Origin of the sequence: Clostridioides sp. ZZV14-6150 (assembly GCF_020657875.1) — a bacterium.
Taxonomy (GTDB): Bacteria; Bacillota; Clostridia; order Peptostreptococcales; family Peptostreptococcaceae; genus Clostridioides.
Genome location: NZ_JAGWDA010000015.1, coordinates 101,496 through 120,418, shown reverse-complemented (window position 1 = coordinate 120,418; position 18,923 = coordinate 101,496). Strand labels below are relative to the sequence as shown.

At 28.7% G+C, this 18,923-nt stretch carries 20 protein-coding genes; 9 read left to right on the top strand and 11 right to left on the bottom strand.

Translation table 11 applies throughout. The annotated features are described in order from the left end of the window. Positions 1 to 199 precede the first annotated feature (199 nt). The 11 genes from KGF41_RS16415 to dnaA all read right to left on the bottom strand — a co-directional run bounded on the left by KGF41_RS16415 (position 200) and on the right by dnaA (position 10,829). Positions 200 to 973 carry a SigB/SigF/SigG family RNA polymerase sigma factor gene (locus KGF41_RS16415; protein ID WP_227436593.1) on the bottom strand — a complete coding sequence of 258 codons (774 nt, stop codon included), beginning with the start codon at positions 971 to 973 and terminating at the stop codon, positions 200 to 202. After that, on the bottom strand, positions 973 to 1,380 hold the full coding sequence (locus KGF41_RS16410) for an ATP-binding protein (protein WP_227828557.1): 408 nt from the start codon (positions 1,378 to 1,380) through the stop codon (positions 973 to 975). The genes KGF41_RS16415 and KGF41_RS16410 overlap by 1 nt, the downstream gene beginning before the upstream one ends. 3 nt (positions 1,381 to 1,383) lie before the next feature. Then, positions 1,384 to 1,701, bottom strand: a complete 318-nt coding sequence (locus KGF41_RS16405; protein ID WP_227436590.1) for an STAS domain-containing protein — start codon at positions 1,699 to 1,701, stop codon at positions 1,384 to 1,386. Between the two features lie 11 nt (positions 1,702 to 1,712). After that, positions 1,713 to 1,973: a hypothetical protein gene (locus tag KGF41_RS16400; protein WP_054272124.1), complete on the bottom strand. Its 261-nt coding sequence runs from the start codon at positions 1,971 to 1,973 to the stop codon at positions 1,713 to 1,715. Then, the gene (locus tag KGF41_RS16395; RefSeq protein WP_227436588.1) at positions 1,973 to 2,269 is read right to left on the bottom strand and encodes a YtxH domain-containing protein; all 297 of its coding nucleotides are present in this window, start codon (positions 2,267 to 2,269) and stop codon (positions 1,973 to 1,975) included. The genes KGF41_RS16400 and KGF41_RS16395 overlap by 1 nt, the downstream gene beginning before the upstream one ends. 68 nt (positions 2,270 to 2,337) lie before the next feature. Then, on the bottom strand, positions 2,338 to 4,764 hold the full coding sequence (gene gyrA / locus KGF41_RS16390) for a DNA gyrase subunit A (protein WP_227828560.1): 2,427 nt from the start codon (positions 4,762 to 4,764) through the stop codon (positions 2,338 to 2,340). Positions 4,765 to 4,783: 19 nt separating this feature from the next. After that, positions 4,784 to 6,685: a DNA topoisomerase (ATP-hydrolyzing) subunit B gene (gene gyrB / locus KGF41_RS16385; RefSeq protein WP_227828561.1), complete on the bottom strand. Its 1,902-nt coding sequence runs from the start codon at positions 6,683 to 6,685 to the stop codon at positions 4,784 to 4,786. Further along, a complete protein-coding gene (gene recF / locus KGF41_RS16380; protein WP_227828562.1) occupies positions 6,686 to 7,801 on the bottom strand; it encodes a DNA replication/repair protein RecF in 1,116 nt (371 codons plus the stop codon). Between the two features lie 16 nt (positions 7,802 to 7,817). Next, entirely contained in the window at positions 7,818 to 8,024 is a 207-nt protein-coding gene (gene yaaA, locus KGF41_RS16375) for a S4 domain-containing protein YaaA (RefSeq protein WP_227436580.1), read from the bottom strand. A gap of 137 nt (positions 8,025 to 8,161) precedes the next feature. After that, positions 8,162 to 9,268 carry a DNA polymerase III subunit beta gene (gene dnaN / locus KGF41_RS16370; RefSeq protein ID WP_227436578.1) on the bottom strand — a complete coding sequence of 369 codons (1,107 nt, stop codon included), beginning with the start codon at positions 9,266 to 9,268 and terminating at the stop codon, positions 8,162 to 8,164. 241 nt (positions 9,269 to 9,509) lie between these two features. After that, positions 9,510 to 10,829 (bottom strand): chromosomal replication initiator protein DnaA, encoded by a 1,320-nt coding sequence (gene dnaA, locus KGF41_RS16365; RefSeq protein WP_255287852.1) that lies wholly within the window; start codon positions 10,827 to 10,829, stop codon positions 9,510 to 9,512. Between the two features lie 658 nt (positions 10,830 to 11,487). Here dnaA and rpmH point away from each other — a divergent pair. The 9 genes from rpmH (at position 11,488) to noc (ending at position 18,837) form a co-directional block, all read left to right on the top strand. Beyond that, entirely contained in the window at positions 11,488 to 11,625 is a 138-nt protein-coding gene (gene rpmH, locus KGF41_RS16360; protein ID WP_003420485.1) for a 50S ribosomal protein L34, read from the top strand. Between the two features lie 77 nt (positions 11,626 to 11,702). Then, the gene (gene rnpA / locus KGF41_RS16355) at positions 11,703 to 12,047 is read left to right on the top strand and encodes a ribonuclease P protein component (protein ID WP_227828563.1); all 345 of its coding nucleotides are present in this window, start codon (positions 11,703 to 11,705) and stop codon (positions 12,045 to 12,047) included. 32 nt (positions 12,048 to 12,079) lie between these two features. Then, complete coding sequence (yidD, locus tag KGF41_RS16350; protein ID WP_227436574.1) at positions 12,080 to 12,331, top strand: membrane protein insertion efficiency factor YidD; 252 nt, start codon at positions 12,080 to 12,082, stop codon at positions 12,329 to 12,331. A 31-nt stretch (positions 12,332 to 12,362) separates the two neighbouring features. Beyond that, the gene (locus tag KGF41_RS16345) at positions 12,363 to 13,070 is read left to right on the top strand and encodes a YidC/Oxa1 family membrane protein insertase (protein ID WP_227828564.1); all 708 of its coding nucleotides are present in this window, start codon (positions 12,363 to 12,365) and stop codon (positions 13,068 to 13,070) included. After that, entirely contained in the window at positions 13,039 to 13,668 is a 630-nt protein-coding gene (gene jag, locus KGF41_RS16340) for an RNA-binding cell elongation regulator Jag/EloR (protein WP_227828565.1), read from the top strand. The genes KGF41_RS16345 and jag overlap by 32 nt, the downstream gene beginning before the upstream one ends. Positions 13,669 to 13,777: 109 nt before the next feature. Further along, positions 13,778 to 15,157: a tRNA uridine-5-carboxymethylaminomethyl(34) synthesis GTPase MnmE gene (gene mnmE, locus KGF41_RS16335; protein WP_227839153.1), complete on the top strand. Its 1,380-nt coding sequence runs from the start codon at positions 13,778 to 13,780 to the stop codon at positions 15,155 to 15,157. Between the two features lie 122 nt (positions 15,158 to 15,279). Next, positions 15,280 to 17,175, top strand: coding sequence for a tRNA uridine-5-carboxymethylaminomethyl(34) synthesis enzyme MnmG (mnmG, locus tag KGF41_RS16330; protein WP_227828567.1), 1,896 nt, complete (start codon positions 15,280 to 15,282; stop codon positions 17,173 to 17,175). Beyond that, a complete protein-coding gene (gene rsmG, locus KGF41_RS16325) occupies positions 17,168 to 17,887 on the top strand; it encodes a 16S rRNA (guanine(527)-N(7))-methyltransferase RsmG (RefSeq protein ID WP_227856986.1) in 720 nt (239 codons plus the stop codon). The genes mnmG and rsmG overlap by 8 nt, the downstream gene beginning before the upstream one ends. Before the next feature lie 164 nt (positions 17,888 to 18,051). After that, positions 18,052 to 18,837: a nucleoid occlusion protein gene (noc, locus tag KGF41_RS16320; protein ID WP_227828568.1), complete on the top strand. Its 786-nt coding sequence runs from the start codon at positions 18,052 to 18,054 to the stop codon at positions 18,835 to 18,837. The last annotated feature ends 86 nt before the right edge of the window (positions 18,838 to 18,923 follow it).

The window sequence follows — 18,923 nt, the reverse complement described above, 5'->3', positions numbered from 1 at the left end:
ATCAAACTCTCAAATAAAAGTTTATCAGGCTCAGATACTATTGTTATCAAAATATCTGGCTTTATGGTTTGTTTCTTAATATAAATTAACCTACTGTTTAATTTTCAATGTTCGTATTTTTTTCTTATTCCTTTTTTTCAAGGACAAGTAATACTATACCATCATTCAAACAGTAGGTCAATACTTTTTTTATATTTTTTTAGAAATTTTTTTCATATTCTTTTTTTAGCTTTTCTACGACCTTTTTTTCTAAGCGAGAAACAGTCATTTGGGATATGTCTAATTCTTTAGCTATACTAGACTGGGTTTTATCGAAGAAAAATCTATCTTTAAATATTTTTACTTCTAACTCATTTAAAGTTTCAATAAACTTATTAATAAAATCTTCATATTCTATACTTCCGAAATTACCTTCTTCTTTTCCTATTTTATCAATAAGAGTTATGTCTTTGTCTTCTGAATCATCATTACTTGATGAATCTAAAGACATAGGTTGATAACCATAAGAGGCTTCCATAGCCTCTAATACATCTTCTTCACTAACCCCTATATAGTCAGCGATATCTTTTACCTTTGGATGTTTTTTATTTTCTTGCTCTAGTTTAATTTTAGCATCACTTATTTTTTTGCTTAATTCTTGTATTCTTCTTGGTACTCTAAGTGTCCATACTTTATCTCTAAAATATTTTTTAATTTCTCCTACTATAGTTGGTGTTGCAAAACTGGAGAATTCAAATCCCTTTTCAACATCATATCTGTCAATAGCATAAATTAATGCTAATGAAGCAACTTGATATATGTCTTCAAAGTCAACACCCTTGTTTATATACTTCTTAGCTAACAACCTTGCTAAATATAGATGTCTTTCAATAAGAATATTCCTGATATCTACGTTTTTATTTGTATTATATAAATTAAATAGCTCTTTTGTATCCATATTTAGGTAATGTGTAGCATTAGCTACATTTTTCATTAAATATCAACTCCTAAATACTTAGTCATTTTTATTTTTGTTCCTTGATTACATTCTGATTCAATATCTACATCATCCATTAAAGTTTTAATTATAAATAATCCAAGACCACTTTCTTTTGGATTCTCTAAATCTGGTGTACTTATTGAGCTAACATCATATCCTTTTCCACTATCTTGAATCTCTATATTAATTGCATCATCTAAAATATTAAATACTATATTGAATACATCATCATTACTGTGTTTTATTGCATTTGTACATGCCTCTGATACTGCTACCTTTATATCTTCTATATCATCTATTGGAAACCCCATTTTATTTGCAATCCCAGATGCTGTTAATCTTATTATGCCTACATAATCTGGATTTGTAGTAATTTCCATCTTTATAGTTTCACAAGCCAAAATTTATCCCTCCACTTTAAATATTTTATCTAGACCTGTTATAGTAAAAATTTTCCTAACATTACTCTTAGGATTTACTATGTATATTTCTTTTTCATTTATCTTTAGTTTTTTTAAAACACCTATCATAGCCCCTAAACCTGTAGAATCTATATAATCTAAATCTTTAAGATTAATCTTTACATCCAACATGTTTCTTTCTATTAAACCATGTAAATGTTCTTTTAATTTATCTGCTGTAGAGACATCAAGTTCTCCATCAATACAAACATTCCAAAACTTATTTTGAGAATCTAAATTTGAATCTATATTCATAGACATGTAAAAACCTCCTATTTCCTCTTAATAATTTTAAATATATTACCTATACTCAATATCTTATTAATTACATAAACTATATCATCTATTCCCTTTGATATTGATGATGCATTTTCAACAATATCTTGTATGTGTCTTTCATTGTAATCTACAATCTTATAAGCTTTTTCAACAACTTTATTTAAACTATTTAGAGTTTTAGCTAAATAAATTGCTACTATAAGAGCCGAGCTACCTACTAATACGGCTCCTATCTGCCACCCCCATGCATTCATTAGTTAACATCTCCCTCGTCGTCAAAACTTTTACTTATTACTATATCTTCTTCTGAAATTTTTATATCTTCCTCATTATTATCATCATCTACTAAAGTTATTATTCTCTCTTTAACATCATTAAATGTTTCATGTAGAACTTCTTTTGGGTTTTCTTTCACTTTATCAAACTTATCTTTTGTCTCTTTTCTTAACTCAGAACCTTTTTTTGGTGCAAGAAACATACCAAATATAAAACCTAAAATGGCTCCTATTAATAAAAATCCACCTTTTTTACAACCTCTTTTATTACACATAATAACTACTCCTTTCAATTTTAAATTTTTATCTAAGTACATTATACAAAAAGAATAGGATATTTATCCTATTCTTCTTCAATATTTATTTTAGCAATCGAAACTACATTCACTTCTTCATTAGTCTTCATTAATTTAACACCACTTGTAACCCTTCCAAATAGTGAAATTTCATTAACTCTTATTCTAATAAGAACTCCATCAGAATTTATAATCATTATCTCATCATCTTCATTGACCATCTCTGCACCAACAATTGTACCAGTTTTTTCAGATATGTTATAAGTTTTGATTCCTTTTCCTGCTCTTATTTGGCTTCTGTATTCTTCTATATTTGTTCTTTTACCAAAACCATTTCTACTGACAACTAATACATCTGTACCTTTGCTACAAAGATTCATAGATACAACAAAGTCTTTTTTACTTAAAGTTATACCTTTTACACCCATTGCTGTTCTACCCATATATCTTATATCATTTTCATCAAATCTTATAGACATACCTTCTTTAGTTACTAAAAGTACTTCCTGTTTTCCATCTGTTAACTCTACTCCAATAAGTTCATCATCATCTCTTAAACCTATAGCAATAAGACCAGATTTATTTATATTTTTAAACTCTTCTCGTTTAGTCTTTTTAACGATACCTTTTTTAGTTGTAAGTAATAAATATTCATTTTCATCATTACCATCTATAGGTATTAAAGTTGCAATCTTTTCATCTGCTGATAATTGAAGTAAGTTTACTATAGCAGTACCTTTTGCTTGTCTCTTACCTTCAGGTATTTCATATGCATTTAATTTAAATACTCTACCCTTATTTGTAAAGAACAGTAATCTACTATGAGTAGTTGTAGTTATCAGATGTCTTACAAAATCTTCTTCTCTAGTTGTAAGTGCTGAGATACCTCTTCCACCTCTTTTTTGGCTCTTATAAGTATCAGATGGAAGTCTTTTTATATATCCAAAGTGAGTAAGAGTTATGGCTATTTCCTCATCACTTATAAGATCTCTCATATCTATCTCGCCTTCAGCATGTCTTATTTCTGTTCTTCTTTCATCAGAATAATTTTCTTTTATTATTGTCATTTCATCTTTTATTACATTTAAAAGTAATCTTTCATCAGCCAAAATTTCTTTTAATCTATTTATTTTCTTTATTAAATCTTCATACTCAGCTTCTATCTTATCTCTTTCTAGACCTGTAAGTCTTTGAAGTCTCATATCTAGTATAGCTTGAGCTTGAATTTCAGTTAGATTGAATTTTTCTACTAAACCTATTTTAGCTTCTTGACCTGTTTTTGAAGCTCTTATCAAACTTATAACAGCATCTATATTATCTAAAGCAATTTTTAATCCTTCTAAAATATGTGCTCTTGCTTCAGCTTTATTTAATTCAAATTTGGTTCTTCTTGTGACAACATCTTCTTGATGTTTAATATAATGATATAGTATTTGCTTAAGATTTAAAACTCTTGGTTGGCCATCTACAAGAGCAAGCATTATTATACTAAATGTATCTTCCATTTGAGAATGTTTATACAGATTATTTAATACTATATTAGCATTAGCATCTCTCTTTAATTCTATAACAATTCTCATACCATTTCTATTACTTTCGTCTCTTAAATCTGATATACCTTCTATTCTTTTTTCTTTAACTAATTCAGCTATTCTCTCAACTAATTTAGCTTTATTTACTTGATAAGGTATTTCTGTAACTATTATCTGTTGTTTTCCTTTTGGAAGTTCTTCTATAAAAGCTCTAGATCTAACTTTAACTTTACCTCTTCCAGTTCTATATGCCTCTGCTATATTCTCTTTACCCATTATAATTGCAGCTGTAGGAAAATCTGGACCTTGTATAAATTTTATTAAGTCCTCAACACTACAATCTGGATTGTCAATCAAATGTACAGTTGCATCAATTACTTCAGCTAAATTATGTGGAGGTATTGAAGTTGCCATACCAACAGCTATACCATTAGATCCATTTACTAATAGATTAGGATACCTTGCTGGTAGTACTGAAGGTTCTTTTAATGATTCATCAAAGTTTGGCTTAAAATCTACAGTTTCTTTTTCTATATCTCTTAATAATTCTAATGATAATTTACTCATCTTAGCTTCTGTATAACGCATCGCAGCTGGTGAGTCTCCGTCAACAGAACCAAAGTTACCATGCCCATCTACTAAAAGTGCTCTAGTTGAAAAGTCTTGAGCCATTCTTACCATTGCAAAATAAACAGCAGTATCTCCATGTGGATGGTATTTCCCTAAAACGTCCCCAACAATACGGGCTGACTTTCTATATGGTTTATCTGGTGTTAAGTTTAATTCACTCATTGAGTATAGTATTCTTCTGTGAACTGGCTTTAGACCATCTCTAACATCAGGAAGAGCACGTCCAGCTATAACACTCATCGAATAATCGATATACGATTTTTTCATTTCTTCCGCTATTTCAATAGGGAGTATTTTGTTATTTTCTTCCATGTATACTAATCCCCTCTCTCTATATATCTAAGTTTCTAACGAATCTTGCATTTTCTTCTATAAATTCTTTTCTTGGAGCAACCTTATCACCCATAAGCATTGAAAATACTTCATCTGCAATTGCAGCATCTTCTACAGTTACTTGTAATAAAGTTCTTGTGTCAGGATTCATAGTAGTGTCCCATAATTGCTCTGCATTCATCTCTCCAAGACCTTTATATCTTTGAAGCTCTACACCATTTCTTCCAATTTCATCTAATAAAATATTTAATTCTTTATCTGAATAAACATAATATTCCTTTTTTTGTTTTGTTACTTTGTATAAAGGAGGTTGTGCTGCATAAACATATCCCTCATCTACAAGAGGTCTCATATATCTAAAGAAGAATGTTAGTAGTAAAGTTCTTATATGAGCTCCATCTACATCGGCATCGGTCATAATTATGATTTTATGATATCTAGCCTTATCTATATCAAAATCTTCTCCTATACCACAACCATAAGCTGTTATCATATTTTTTATTTCGTCTGAAGATAATATCCTATCTAGTCTTGATTTTTCGACATTAAGTATCTTACCTCTTAATGGAAGTATCGCTTGGCTATTTCTGTCTCTACCTTGTTTTGCTGAACCTCCTGCTGAATCTCCTTCGACTAAGAATATTTCACTTTTAGCAGGGTCTTTTTCTGCACAATCTGCTAATTTTCCAGGTAAAGATGTGCTTTCTAAAACACTCTTTCTTCTTGTTAATTCTCTTGCTTTCTTTGCAGCTTCTCTCGCTCTTTGTGCTCTCAAAGCTTTATCAACTATTATTCTAGCTGTTGTTGGATTTTCCTCTAAGAAAGAACCAAGTTCATCAACTGTTACACTATCAACTACACCTCTCATAAAACTATTACCTAGTTTTGTTTTAGTTTGCCCTTCAAATTGAGGTTCTGGTAATTTAACTGATACTACAGCTGTAAGGCCTTCTCTTATATCTTCACCCAGTAAGTTAACGTCATTTTCTTTTAAGAATTTATTTCTCTTAGCATAATCATTTACAGTTTTAGTAAGAGCTGCTTTAAATCCACTTAAATGAACTCCTCCTTCATGTGTATTTATATTATTTGCAAAAGAATATATGTTCTCTGTATAACCATCCGTATATTGCATAGCTAATTCGACAATACAATCGTCAACTTTTTTATCTATATAAACTATGTCATCATGTATTCCAGTTCTAGATTTATTTAAATACTTAATATATTCTACTAGACCACCTGTATAGTGAAATTCTTTTCTTTTTTCTTGATTTTCTCTTTTATCTTCAAATACTATTTTTATTCCTTTATTTAAAAAAGAAAGTTCTCTCAGTCTATATTCCAATGTTTCATATTTAAACTCTATTTCATCAAATATTGTAGCATCAGGCATAAATTGAATTATTGTTCCTGTACTTTGAGATTCTCCAACTACTTCAAGCTTAGATGTTGGTAGACCTTTTTCATATGTCTGCTTATATATTTTTCCATTTAAATAAACTTCTGCTGTCATCCATTTTGATAATGCATTAACTACAGAAACACCAACTCCATGAAGACCTCCAGATACTTTATATCCTCCGCCTCCAAATTTTCCTCCTGCATGAAGATTAGTTAATACTGTTTCTAAAGTTGATTTTCCAGTCTTAGGATGTACTTCGACTGGGATACCTCTTCCGTCATCTTTTACTAAAATACTGCCATCTTCATTAATAGATACATATATATGTGAACAATATCCTTGTAAAGCCTCATCTATACTATTATCTACAACTTCATAAACTAAGTGGTGTAAACCTCTTGGGCTTGTACTACCAATATACATACCTGGTCTTTTTCTAACGGCTTCTAATCCCTCTAATACCTGTATCTGACTTGCACCGTATTCTTGTTTCATTTAATTTCCTCCATTCTCTATGCTAATAACATTGCCATTTTCAATATTAAATATTGTAACATCCTTTTCATCAAATATTTTTTTATGTGAAATTTCAGCGCTTGTTATAAACATTTGAACATTGCTTAAATTATTTACTAAAAGTTTTTGTCTTGCTTCATCTAACTCACTAAAAACATCATCTAAAATTAATACTGGATATTCTTCAACCTCATTTTTTATTAATTCTATCTCTGACAGCTTTAATGATATTGAAGCAGTTCTCTGTTGACCTTGTGAACCAAAAAGTCTTGCATCTAAATCATTTATGAATATATTTAAGTCATCTTTGTGTATACCATATCTAGTAGTTCTAGATTCTATATCATTAGGTCTATTTGATGACAACTTGGCTAAAAATTTATTATATACTGTTTCTATAGTATCTTCATCAGTTATATTTATTTGAGTTTTATATTTGATTGATAATTTTTCAATTCCATTAGTCAAATTCATATGCATATGTTCAGATATATTAGCTATCTTTTTTATAAAGTCTCTGCGTAAAATATAAATATAACTTCCATATTTTGCTAGTGTATCATCATATACATCTAATAAAGCTTCATCAACATGGATGCTTTTTAGCACTCTACTTCTTTGAGAAAGTATTTTATTGTAATTAGTAAGATAATTATAATATTTAGGAATAATTTGGCTAATCTCTTTATCTATAAAAGTCCTTCTCTCTTTAGGACCCTCTTTAACCAGTCTTAAATCTTCAGGTGAAAATATGACAACATTTAAGTTGCCAAGTAATTCCTGCATTTTTTGCAAAGGGACTTTATTTATTCGTATCCCCTTTTTATCTTTTCCAATAATTAGCTCTATTAGACTATATTTATTATATTTTGAAAAACTTCCTCCAACATATAAATTTTCACTATTAAATCTAACCATTTCTCTATCTTTATTGGTTCTAAATGATTTGCCAAAAGAAAGCATATAAATAGATTCTACTATATTTGTCTTTCCTTGACCATTTTTTCCAACAAGAAGATTCACTTTCCCATTAAATTCCAGATGCAACTTTTCATAATTTCTAAAATTAACAAGCTGCAAACTTTTAAGTTTCACAAAAAGTTCTCCTTTTTTACAATACTTTTATTTTAGTTCCCTCTATCTCAACTATATCTCCTGATTTTATCTTTTTCCCTCTTCTTAATTCTATTTCATCATTTACTGTCACTAGACCTTCTTGAATTAAAAATTTTGCATGACCTCCAGTTGATGCAATCTCTGCTAATTTTAGGAATTGATCTAACTTTATATAGTCTGATTCTATAGTTATTTCAGTCATAAGAGTTCCTCCTTGCCATTATTTTAGGTAAATAGGTATTAATACATTAAAAGTATATTATACCATAAAAATACTTGCAAAAGGAGTTGCCTAAGATTAGAAAAATTTTTCTACAAAAGACAACTCCTTAATGTCTGCTATATATTGGATGATATTCTTACTGGAAGTAATAAGTAAATATAATTAATATCATCTGTTGGTTTAATTATACAAGGATTTACATTTGTAGTAAATTCTATAAATATTTCCTCATTATCTATATTTTTCAACCCTTCAATAAAGTATCGAGAGTTAAAAGCTATATCTAAATAATCTCCATCTAAATCTATTTCAACTTCTTCATATACATTTCCTTTTTCTGTATTAGAAGTAATTGCCATTACTTTATCTCTTATAGATAATTTTATAAGGTTATTTTTTTCTGATTGAGACAATAAAGATGCTCTTTCTATGCTGTTTAAAAGTTCTTTAGTATTTAACTTTACTCTACTGTTATGCTCTCTTGGCAACAATTTTTTATAATCAATAAAATCTCCTTCAAGTAATCTTGTAATAATTTTTGTATCATTAATTATAAAAATAGCATTTTTTTCGTTAAATCCAACTTTAACATTATCCTCTCCAGAAAGCAAGCTATTTACGTCTATAAGTGTCTTTCCTGGAATTATTACTTTTATATTTTCAGTTAAGCTATCAACTGAGCAGCTTTTTACAGCCAATCTATAGCCATCAATTGCTACTAAATTTAAATTTTTATCTACAATTTCTAGAAGTTCTCCCATTAAAACAGGTTTTGTTTGATCTTGTGAAATAGCAAATACAGTTTGTTTAATCATATTTTTTAGGAGTTCTTGAGGTATGCTATATAAATCTTCTTCATTTAATTCTGGTAGCTTAGGAAATTCTTTAGCTGCATATCCTTTAATTTTAAATCTTGAATTTACACAATTTATGTAAATATTATTTTCTGAATCTGTTTCTATCTCAACAAAAGAATCTGGTAGTTTTCTAATTATATCTCCAAATAATCTTGCATCTACAACAACATCACCTTTTTCTATAATCTCTGCTTGTACATAAGTTTCTATTCCTATCTCTGCATCATATCCAGTAAGTTTTAATTGACCTTCTTCTGTAGATATAAGTATACCTTTTAATAGTTCTATTGTTGTTTTTCCATTAATAGCTTTTTGAGCAATCCCAATTCTATTTGCTAGGATTTTTTGATTACAAATTATTTTCAATGTGGATAACCTCCTCTGGCTTTTTATATAAAAAAATAAGTTAAAATCATAGTAGTAATAGTAGTAGGTGTTGTTGATAATGTTAATAAGTATATGTAACATTATAAATACAAAGATATCAACATGTGTATAAGATGTTGATATCTTTGTTATTTTAGACTTAATTATTTGTTAATAAATTTTAAGATAAAAAGATATAAACAAGTTATTCAATAGATATAAACAGACAATTGTGTATAAATTATCCCTTTAAATCTGATATAATTTTGTCTATTTTAGTCTTAATTTCTTCACTTTCTTTTATGTCTTTAGATACTTTGTCATGAGCATGAATTACTGTTGTATGATCTCTTCCTCCAAATTCTTCGCCTATTTTAGGAAGAGATAAGTCAGTAAGTTCGCGCGTTAAATACATAGCTATTTGTCTTGGAAAAGCTATTGAACGAGTTCTTTTTTTAGAATTAAAATCTTCCATTTTTAAATTAAATACAGAAGAAACTTTTTCTTTTATTCTAAGCACATTGATTTCTTCATTTTTAGAAGTTGTTATAATATCTTTTAATGCTTCTGTAGCAAGATCAAAAGATATCACTCTATTACTAAGAGAAGAGTAAGCAACTACTCTAGTTAGGGCACCTTCTAGTTCCCTTATGTTTGACTTAATATTTTTTGCTATATATGACATAACTTCATTTGGCACTTCTATACGTTCTAGTTGAGCCTTTTTTCTAAGTATAGCAATTCTTGTTTCAAAGTCTGGGGCCTGAATATCAGTTATAAGTCCCATTTCAAATCTCGATCTTAATCTATCTTCTAGTGTAGGTATGTCTTTTGGCGGTCTATCACTAGAGATAATTATCTGTTTATTTGCCTCATGAAGAGTATTAAATGTATGGAAAAACTCTTCTTGAGTTCTTTCTTTCCCAGCTATAAATTGAATATCATCAATTAATAAGACATCTACGTTTCTATATTTATTTCTAAATTCTTCATTTTTATCATCTTTTATAGAGTTTATAAGTTCATTAGTAAATTTTTCTGAAGAAACATAAACAACTTTTGAATCCTTTTTTTGGCTGACGATGTGATGTCCAATAGCGTGCATTAAATGGGTTTTACCTAAACCAACTCCTCCATACAAAAAAAGTGGATTGTAAGCTTTAGCAGGAGATTCAGCAACTGCAACACATGCAGCATGAGCAAATCTATTGCTATTACCAATAACGAACGTATCAAATGTGTATTTTGGATTCAGGTTAGGGTAAAGTACTCTGTAATTTAAATCTGTACTATCAGAATTTAGGTCAGCAACTTCTTTTTCGCTCAATACAAATTTAATATTATACTTTTTTAATGACAGTTGATTTATAGCATCTTCAATTAAATGCAAATATCTATTTTCTAGAATATCTTTATTGAAATCGCTAGGAGCTAGTAGTATCAAGTCATTAAGATGTATTTTTAATGGTACGATGTTTTTAAAAAAGGTATTAAAACTTACTGAAGTTAAGTCACCTTTTATTAATTGTAGGGTTTTGTCCCATAAAGAAACTATATCCATAATATAAACCTCCGAACAGAATAATTAATATTTTCCACAAAGTTATTAACAGAAAAGCAAAAATATATATAAATTTTACAGAATAACTAAATTTATGGATAATGGTGTTGATAAATTAATAATAGTATAAATTATTAAAAAAATATGAAAAGATATAAACAATATGTAGATAAAGTTATAAATAACATAAACATACAATAAATGGTGATTATAACTAGAGTATTGTCAGTAATCTTAAAAGTTATACACAAAAGTATCCACAAGCTGTGAATAATTTCTAATAAGTTGATAACATTTATGCACATTATCAACAAGTATATTTATAATATCAAAATATATGTCAAACTTCAATGATTTGTAACTAATTTATCCACAATATTAACTAATTGTTGATAAAAATATAAACATGTTAAATTTACTTTATTTGTGTATATAATTGAAAAAAATAATTTAGAATAAAATTAAATAGATTTTTACTAGTATTTTCAATAAAAAAAATACATAATATATATATGGTAGATTTTGTGATGCAAGCATACCAAAAACTCGTTGACAACGATAGTAAAAGTATTTATAATTATATGTGTTATGTTTACTTTGAGGGTAAAGTTATTATTTTTATAAACGGAAAATGAAATCTGAAAGGCGGTGCAAAATAATGAGTAAAAGAACTTATCAACCAAAAAAGAGACAAAGAAGTAAAGAACATGGTTTCAGAAAAAGAATGAAGACGTCTAACGGAAGAAACGTGTTAAAAAGAAGAAGAGCTAAAGGAAGAAATAGATTAACTCATTAATTACAAAAGGGCCGCTGCAAAGGTGGCCTTTTTGTGTAAATAATTACAATGCATAGCTGTGTTTATGGAGGTTAACTATGGACTTTAATAGGACAAAAGGGTTAAAAAAAGACTCTGATTTTAGAAAAGTATATAAACACGGCAAATCTTTTGCAAACAGATATTTAGTAATATATATACTTAAAAATAAATCAGATTATAGTAGAATAGGTATTTCTGTTTCAAAGAAAGTAGGAAAAGCTATCACTAGAAATAGAGTAAGAAGATTAATAAAAGAAGCTTACAGATTAAATATTGATGAAAAAATTAAGCCTGGATATGATATAGTATTTATAGCAAGAGTATCTAGTAAAGATGCTAGTTTTAAAGATATAGACAAGTCTATAAAAAATTTAGTTAAAAGAACGGATATTTCTCTTTAAATTGTATGCTATAAATCTGGAGGTTAATAACTTTGAATAAAATAATTTATATATTAAAGGAAATAAGTAGGTATTTATCGAATTTATGTATTTATTTAGTAAAATTTTATCAAAAGTATATATCTCCCTTAAAGGGACCTACTTGTAGATTCTATCCAACTTGCTCACAATATTCAATAGAGGCATTTAAAAAATATGGATTTGTAAAAGGTATGTACTTAACGATAAGAAGACTTCTAAAATGTCATCCTTTTCATCCAGGAGGTTACGACCCTCTAAAATAAAAGAGAGTAACTATTAGGAGGTATAAAAAAATTGAATATAATAGGAAATTTCTTAGGATTAATTCTTAAGGTAATATTTGAATTTGTTAACCATTATGGTATTTCTATAATAATTTTTACTATACTTGTAAAGATTGTTTTACTACCATTAACAGTTAAACAGACTAAGTCAACAAAGGCAATGCAAGATATACAACCTCGTATAAAAGAGATACAAGAAAAATATAAAAATAAGCCAGAAAAACAAAATGAAGAAATTGTTAAGTTATATGGAGAAGCTAAAATTAATCCACTATCTGGTTGTTTACCTTTATTAATACAGTTTCCTATATTAATAGGATTATTTAGCGTTTTAAGAGAGCCAGTTGCTCATGGCGTTTTTGCAAATCAAGCTGCATTTATGGCGGCTGACAATGGGTTTTTATGGATAAAAAGTTTAACAGCACCAGATTATGTATTAGCAGTATTTTCAGGAGCAAGTGCATATGTAATGCAAAAAGTAATGACTCCAAAGGACCAACTACAAGGCTCTATGAAAGTAATGACATATGTAATGGCAGGGATGTCTTTCTATTGGGGATTTATATTCCCAGCAGGACTTACATTGTACTGGACAGTAAGTAACTTATTCTCAATAGCTCAGTATTACTTAATAATGAATCCTTTAAAAGCTAAGCTGGCTGCTAACTCTAAGGAGGAAAAAGTTAATGAGAAAAAGCCTAAAATTAATAAAAAGTAAAAGTAAAGAAGAAGCTATAAATAAGGCTATAGCAGAGTTAAATTTAAAAGTAGAGGATATAGAGGTAGAAATACTAGAAAATCCAAGCAAGGGGTTTTTAGGTTTTATAGGTGCTAAAGATGGTACCTATGAAATTTTTGTTATTGAAAGGGAACTAGATGTAGCTAAAAATTTTATAGAGGTAATGTTGAAAAATGCAAATGTTGATGCCAAAGTCAATGTATCTCAAAAAGATAATTTAATCATGGTTGATATTGAAGGCAAAGAAGCTGCAAGTTTAATTGGTAGAAGAGGGGAAACTTTAGATTCTATTCAATTTTTAACTGGATTAGCTCTTAATAAAATAAATAAAGACTCTCATACAAGAGTACTTGTAGATATAGAAAACTATAGGTCAAAAAGAGAAGAGTCTTTAATAAGATATGCTAATAAGGTTGCTAGAGAAGTAGCGAAAACAAGAAAAACTAAAAAATTAGATTATATGAATCCATATGAGAGAAGAATAATACATTCAGCTCTTCAAAATGACAAATATGTAATTACATATAGTGAAGGAACCGATCCATATAGAAGATTAGTAATTGAGTGTAAAAGATAAAATCAACCTCCTAAACATTAGGGGGTTTTATTTTTTAATCTTATTAAATCATTGCAATTGGTTAAAAATAAATCTATATGTAAAAATTATAAATTAAGAGGTGATAAATTTGTTTATAGATGATACAATAGCGGCTATAGCTACAGCACCTGGAGAAGGTGGCATAGGTATACTGAGAATAAGTGGAGAAAAAGCTTTAAAAGTTGCAGAAGAAATCTTTAAGTCCATGTCAGGAAAGAGTATTAAAGATTATAATAAAAGAACATTAATATATGGAAATATTGTAGATAATGAAAATGTAATAGATGAAGTATTATTGGCATATATGAAAGGTCCAAATTCATATACAGGAGAAGATGTTATAGAAATAAATTGCCATGGCGGATTTATTTCAGTAAAGAAAATTTTAGAATTAATATTATCTAAAGATGTTAGATTGGCAGAAGCTGGGGAATTTACTAAAAGAGCATTTTTAAATGGAAGAATAGATTTATCTCAAGCAGAAGCAGTAATAGATGTTATAAAGGCAAAAACCGATATAGCTCATGAAGTTGCCCAAAACCAACTAGAGGGTTCTCTATCAAAGAAGATAAGAGACTTAAGAGATAAAGTTACTGAGATACTGGCACATGTAGAAGTTGCTATAGATTATCCTGAAGAAGATATTGAACATATAACATATCAAACACTTAAGGATAAAACTGGCGAGCTTAAAAAAGAAATTAAAAAATTATATGATACAGCTGAAAGTGGGAAAATACTTAGAGAAGGCTTGAAAACAGTAATTGTTGGTAAACCAAATGTAGGAAAATCTTCACTGCTTAACTCTATTTTGGGAGAAAACAGAGCTATAGTTACAGACATACCAGGAACTACTAGAGATGTCATAGAGGAATTTGTGAATATAAAAGGTATACCTCTTAAGATAGTTGATACAGCAGGTATAAGAGATACTGATGATATAGTTGAAAAAATAGGAGTTGAGAAATCTAAAGAATCATTTACAAGTGCTGATTTAATTATAATGGTTTTAGATGCATCAAGAAAGTTGTCAGAAGAAGATATAGAAATATTAAAGAAGCTTAAAGATAAACAAACAATAGTGCTATTAAATAAAAATGACTTAAAACAAGAGATTGAAGAAGAAAAAATACTTAAATATGTAGAAAATAATAGTATAATAAGAATATCAGCTTTACAACAAGAAGGAATAGAAGCGTTACAAGATAAGATAGAGTCTATGGTATATAAAGGAAGTATCAAAAACAATTCTAGCTTAGTAGTAACTAATTCTAGACATAAAGATGCACTTGGTAAGGCATATAAGTCTGCAACAGATGCTTTAATTGCTCTAGAACAAAGTATGCCATTTGATTTTGTAGAAGTAGATTTAAAAAATATATGGGATTACCTTGGATATATTAATGGGGATACAGTAACAGAGGATTTACTAGATAATATATTCCATAACTTCTGTATAGGAAAATAGGATATAAAATGCAAAAGGAAAGAAGATATAAAAGTAATAAATTTCATTTTTTATTATAGAAATTATAGATATTTTATAGTGTTTCTCATGAAACATTAATATTAAAAAGAAAGGAATTATAAATGATAAAGTTTGAAGCAGGAAAATATGATGTTATAGTAGTTGGAGCAGGTCACGCGGGATGTGAAGCTGCTTTAGCTACTGCAAGAATGGGATATAAAACTTTGATAATAACAATGTCTTTAGATTCTATTGCATTAATGCCTTGCAATCCATCAATTGGTGGAACGGGTAAAGGTCAATTAGTAAAAGAGATAGATGCTTTAGGTGGTCAAATGGGACTAAATATAGACAAGACATATATACAAAGTAGAATGTTAAATACTGCTAAAGGACCAGCAGTTCATTCTTTAAGAGCCCAAGCAGATAAATTTAAATACCATGAAGAAATGAAAAAAACATTAGAAAATGAGCCAAATCTTGATATAGCTATGGATGAAGTTGTAGAAATATTACATGAAGGAAATGTTGTAATAGGTGTTGGAACTAAACTAGGATGTTCATTTAAATCTAAAGCTGTAATATTAGCTACTGGAGTTTATTTAAATTCAAAAATATATATGGGTGAGGTAGCATTTTACGAAGGGCCTAATGCATTAGGATATGCAAAATATCTTACAGATAGTTTAGTTGAATTAGGTCTTAGAATGAGAAGATTTAAAACAGGAACACCAGCAAGAGTCCATAGAGATAGTATAGATTTCTCTGTAATGTCTCTACAAGAAGGTGATGAAAAAGTAACTCCTTTCTCATTTATGAATGAAAACATAGAGAAAGAGCAAGAACCTTGTTATTTAACAAGAACTACTGAAGATACTCAAAAAGTTATACTAGATAATTTAAAAAGGTCTGCTATGTATAGTGGCGTGATAGAAAGTACTGGGCCAAGATATTGTCCTTCGATAGAAGATAAAGTAGTAAGATTTAGTGATAAAACTTCACATCAATTGTTTATAGAGCCAGAGGGACTGAATACTAAAGAAATGTATATTCAAGGTATATCAACTAGTTTACCTTTTGAAGTTCAATTAGATATGTATAAAACTATAAAGGGGCTTGAAAACTGTAAGATAATGAGACCTGCATATGCTATAGAATATGATTGTGTTGACCCAACACAATTAAAAATAAGTTTAGAAATAAAAGGTGTTGAAAACTTATTTAGTGCAGGGCAATTTAATGGAACTTCTGGATATGAAGAAGCAGCAGCTCAAGGACTTATGGCTGGTATAAATGCTGTCAGAAAGATAGAAGGAAAAGAACCTTTTGTATTAGATAGATCAGAAGCATATATAGGTGTATTATTAGATGACCTTGTCACAAAAGGAACTAATGAACCTTATAGAATGATGACATCAAGAGCAGAATATAGATTGTATTTAAGACAAGATAATGCTGATATGAGATTAACTCAAAAAGGTTATGAATTAGGACTAGTTAAAGAAGATAGATATGAAAGATTCATAAATAAAAAGAATGCTGTAGAAAAAGAATTTGAGCGATTAAAGCGTGAAAGGGTTACACCAAAAGAAGTAAATAGTTTATTAGAAGAAAAAGGTGCAACGCCAATAAAAGTTGGAATATCATTGTATGAGTTTTTAAAAAGACCAGAAGTATCCTATGAGTTACTTGAAGAATTAGGAAAAGATGCTGGTGAAGATGTTTCAAGAGAAGTTAAAGAACAATGTGTGATAATGACTAAGTATGAAGGCTATATAGACAAGCAATTAAAACAAATAGAACAATTTAAAAAGCTTGAGAATAAGAAATTAGATGAAAAAATAAATTATTCATCAATAGAAGGACTTAGACTAGAAGCAAGACAAAAACTAGACGATATAAAACCTATTTCAATAGGTCAAGCATCTCGTATATCAGGTGTTTCTCCAGCTGATATATCAGTCTTACTTATACACCTTGAACAAGTTAGAAGGACTAGAGGTGGCAAAGGTGAATAATATAGAGCTTCTAAAAAATGGAATTGAAAATTTTAATATAGATACAAATGATAATATGTTACAAAAATTTAAAACATATAGAGATATATTAGTTGATTGGAATCAAAAAATGAACCTTACAGGAATAGAGAATGAAAAAGAAGTATATATAAAACACTTTTTAGACTCTATTTCAGCTGTAAAAAATGGATATATAAAAGATGGTATGTCTATAATAGATGTTGGTACAGGTGCTGGTTTTCCAGGTATACCACTAAGAATATGTTTAGATGGATTAAAATTAACTTTATTAGACTCTTTAAATAAAAGAATAAACTTTTTAGAAGAAGTTGGCAGAGCATTAGAACTAGAGGGTATTACATTTATACATGGAAGAGCTGAAGATTTTGGAAAAGATGAAAAGTACAGGGAAAAGTATGATATTGCTACAGCAAGAGCTGTAGCTGGATTACCAATTCTTATGGAATTTTGTGTACCATTTGTAAAAGTAGGAGGATATTTTATTTGTTTAAAAGGTCCAAATGCTAATCTAGAATTAGAGGAATCAAAAAAGGCTATAGATACTTTAGGATTAGAGTTTGTCGAAAAAATAGATGTAGAATTACCAGAAATAGATTTAAATCATAATATATTAGTTTTTAAAAAGATACATGAAACACCAGTTAAATACCCTAGAAAAGCTGGTAAACCAGCTAAAAATCCTATTAAATAATCAAGCTATTAATTAGTAGGCAACCTTAATTATTTCCTGAGAAATAATTAAGGTTGCCTCAAAACAAACAAAAATAAAGGAATTATTAAAGTAGATGCAGAAATAAAATTGTATGTACATATAGAGAACAAAAATATTTATATCTAAAATAAGAGAGGTATGTTATGGAAGATAAAAGAGTTATGGAGATACCTATAGAAGATATAGTTCCAAATCCATACCAACCAAGAAAAATATTTTCACAAGTTTCATTGGAGGAATTGAGCAATTCTATAAAGGTATATGGTATAATTCAACCTATAACAGTTAGAGCAAAAGGTGGTAAATATGAACTAATTGCTGGAGAGAGAAGATTAAGAGCAGCTAAGTTAGCAGAGCTTAAAACTGTCCCAGCAATTATAAATAATATGGACGATGAATCTTCTGCTGTTCTAGCGTTATTAGAAAATTTGCAACGAGAAGACTTAAATTTTATTGAAGAAGCAATTGGCTATGAAAACTTAATAAAAGAGCATGCTTTTACTCAACAGCAATTAGCAGAAAAATTAGGCAAAAATCAATCTACTGTAGCAAACAAGCTTAGAATATTAAAGCTTCCAAACGATATAAAAATGAAGCTAATAGAGAATAATTTAACAGAAAGACATGCTAGAGCATTCCTTAAATTACCAAGTGAAGATTTAATGAAAAGTGTACTAGAAAAGGTCATAAAGAATGAATTGACTGTTAAAAAAACAGAAAAACTGATACAAGATATACTAGAAGAAATTGAAATTCAAGAAGAGCCTGATAAAAAACAGAATATAAAGGGTGCTATGAGTATAAGAATTTACATAAATACTATAAAGCAAGCCTTTGATGCTATATCAAATACAGGAATTGATGCTAAGTATAATGAAATAGATAAGGGAGATTATATGGAAGTTGTTGTAAAAATCCCTAAAAAATAGAGATTACTGCTTACCAGTAATCTTTTTTTTTAAACAAGCCTTGTAATATAAATTGATTTATAGACATTATTTATAATTATAAAAGC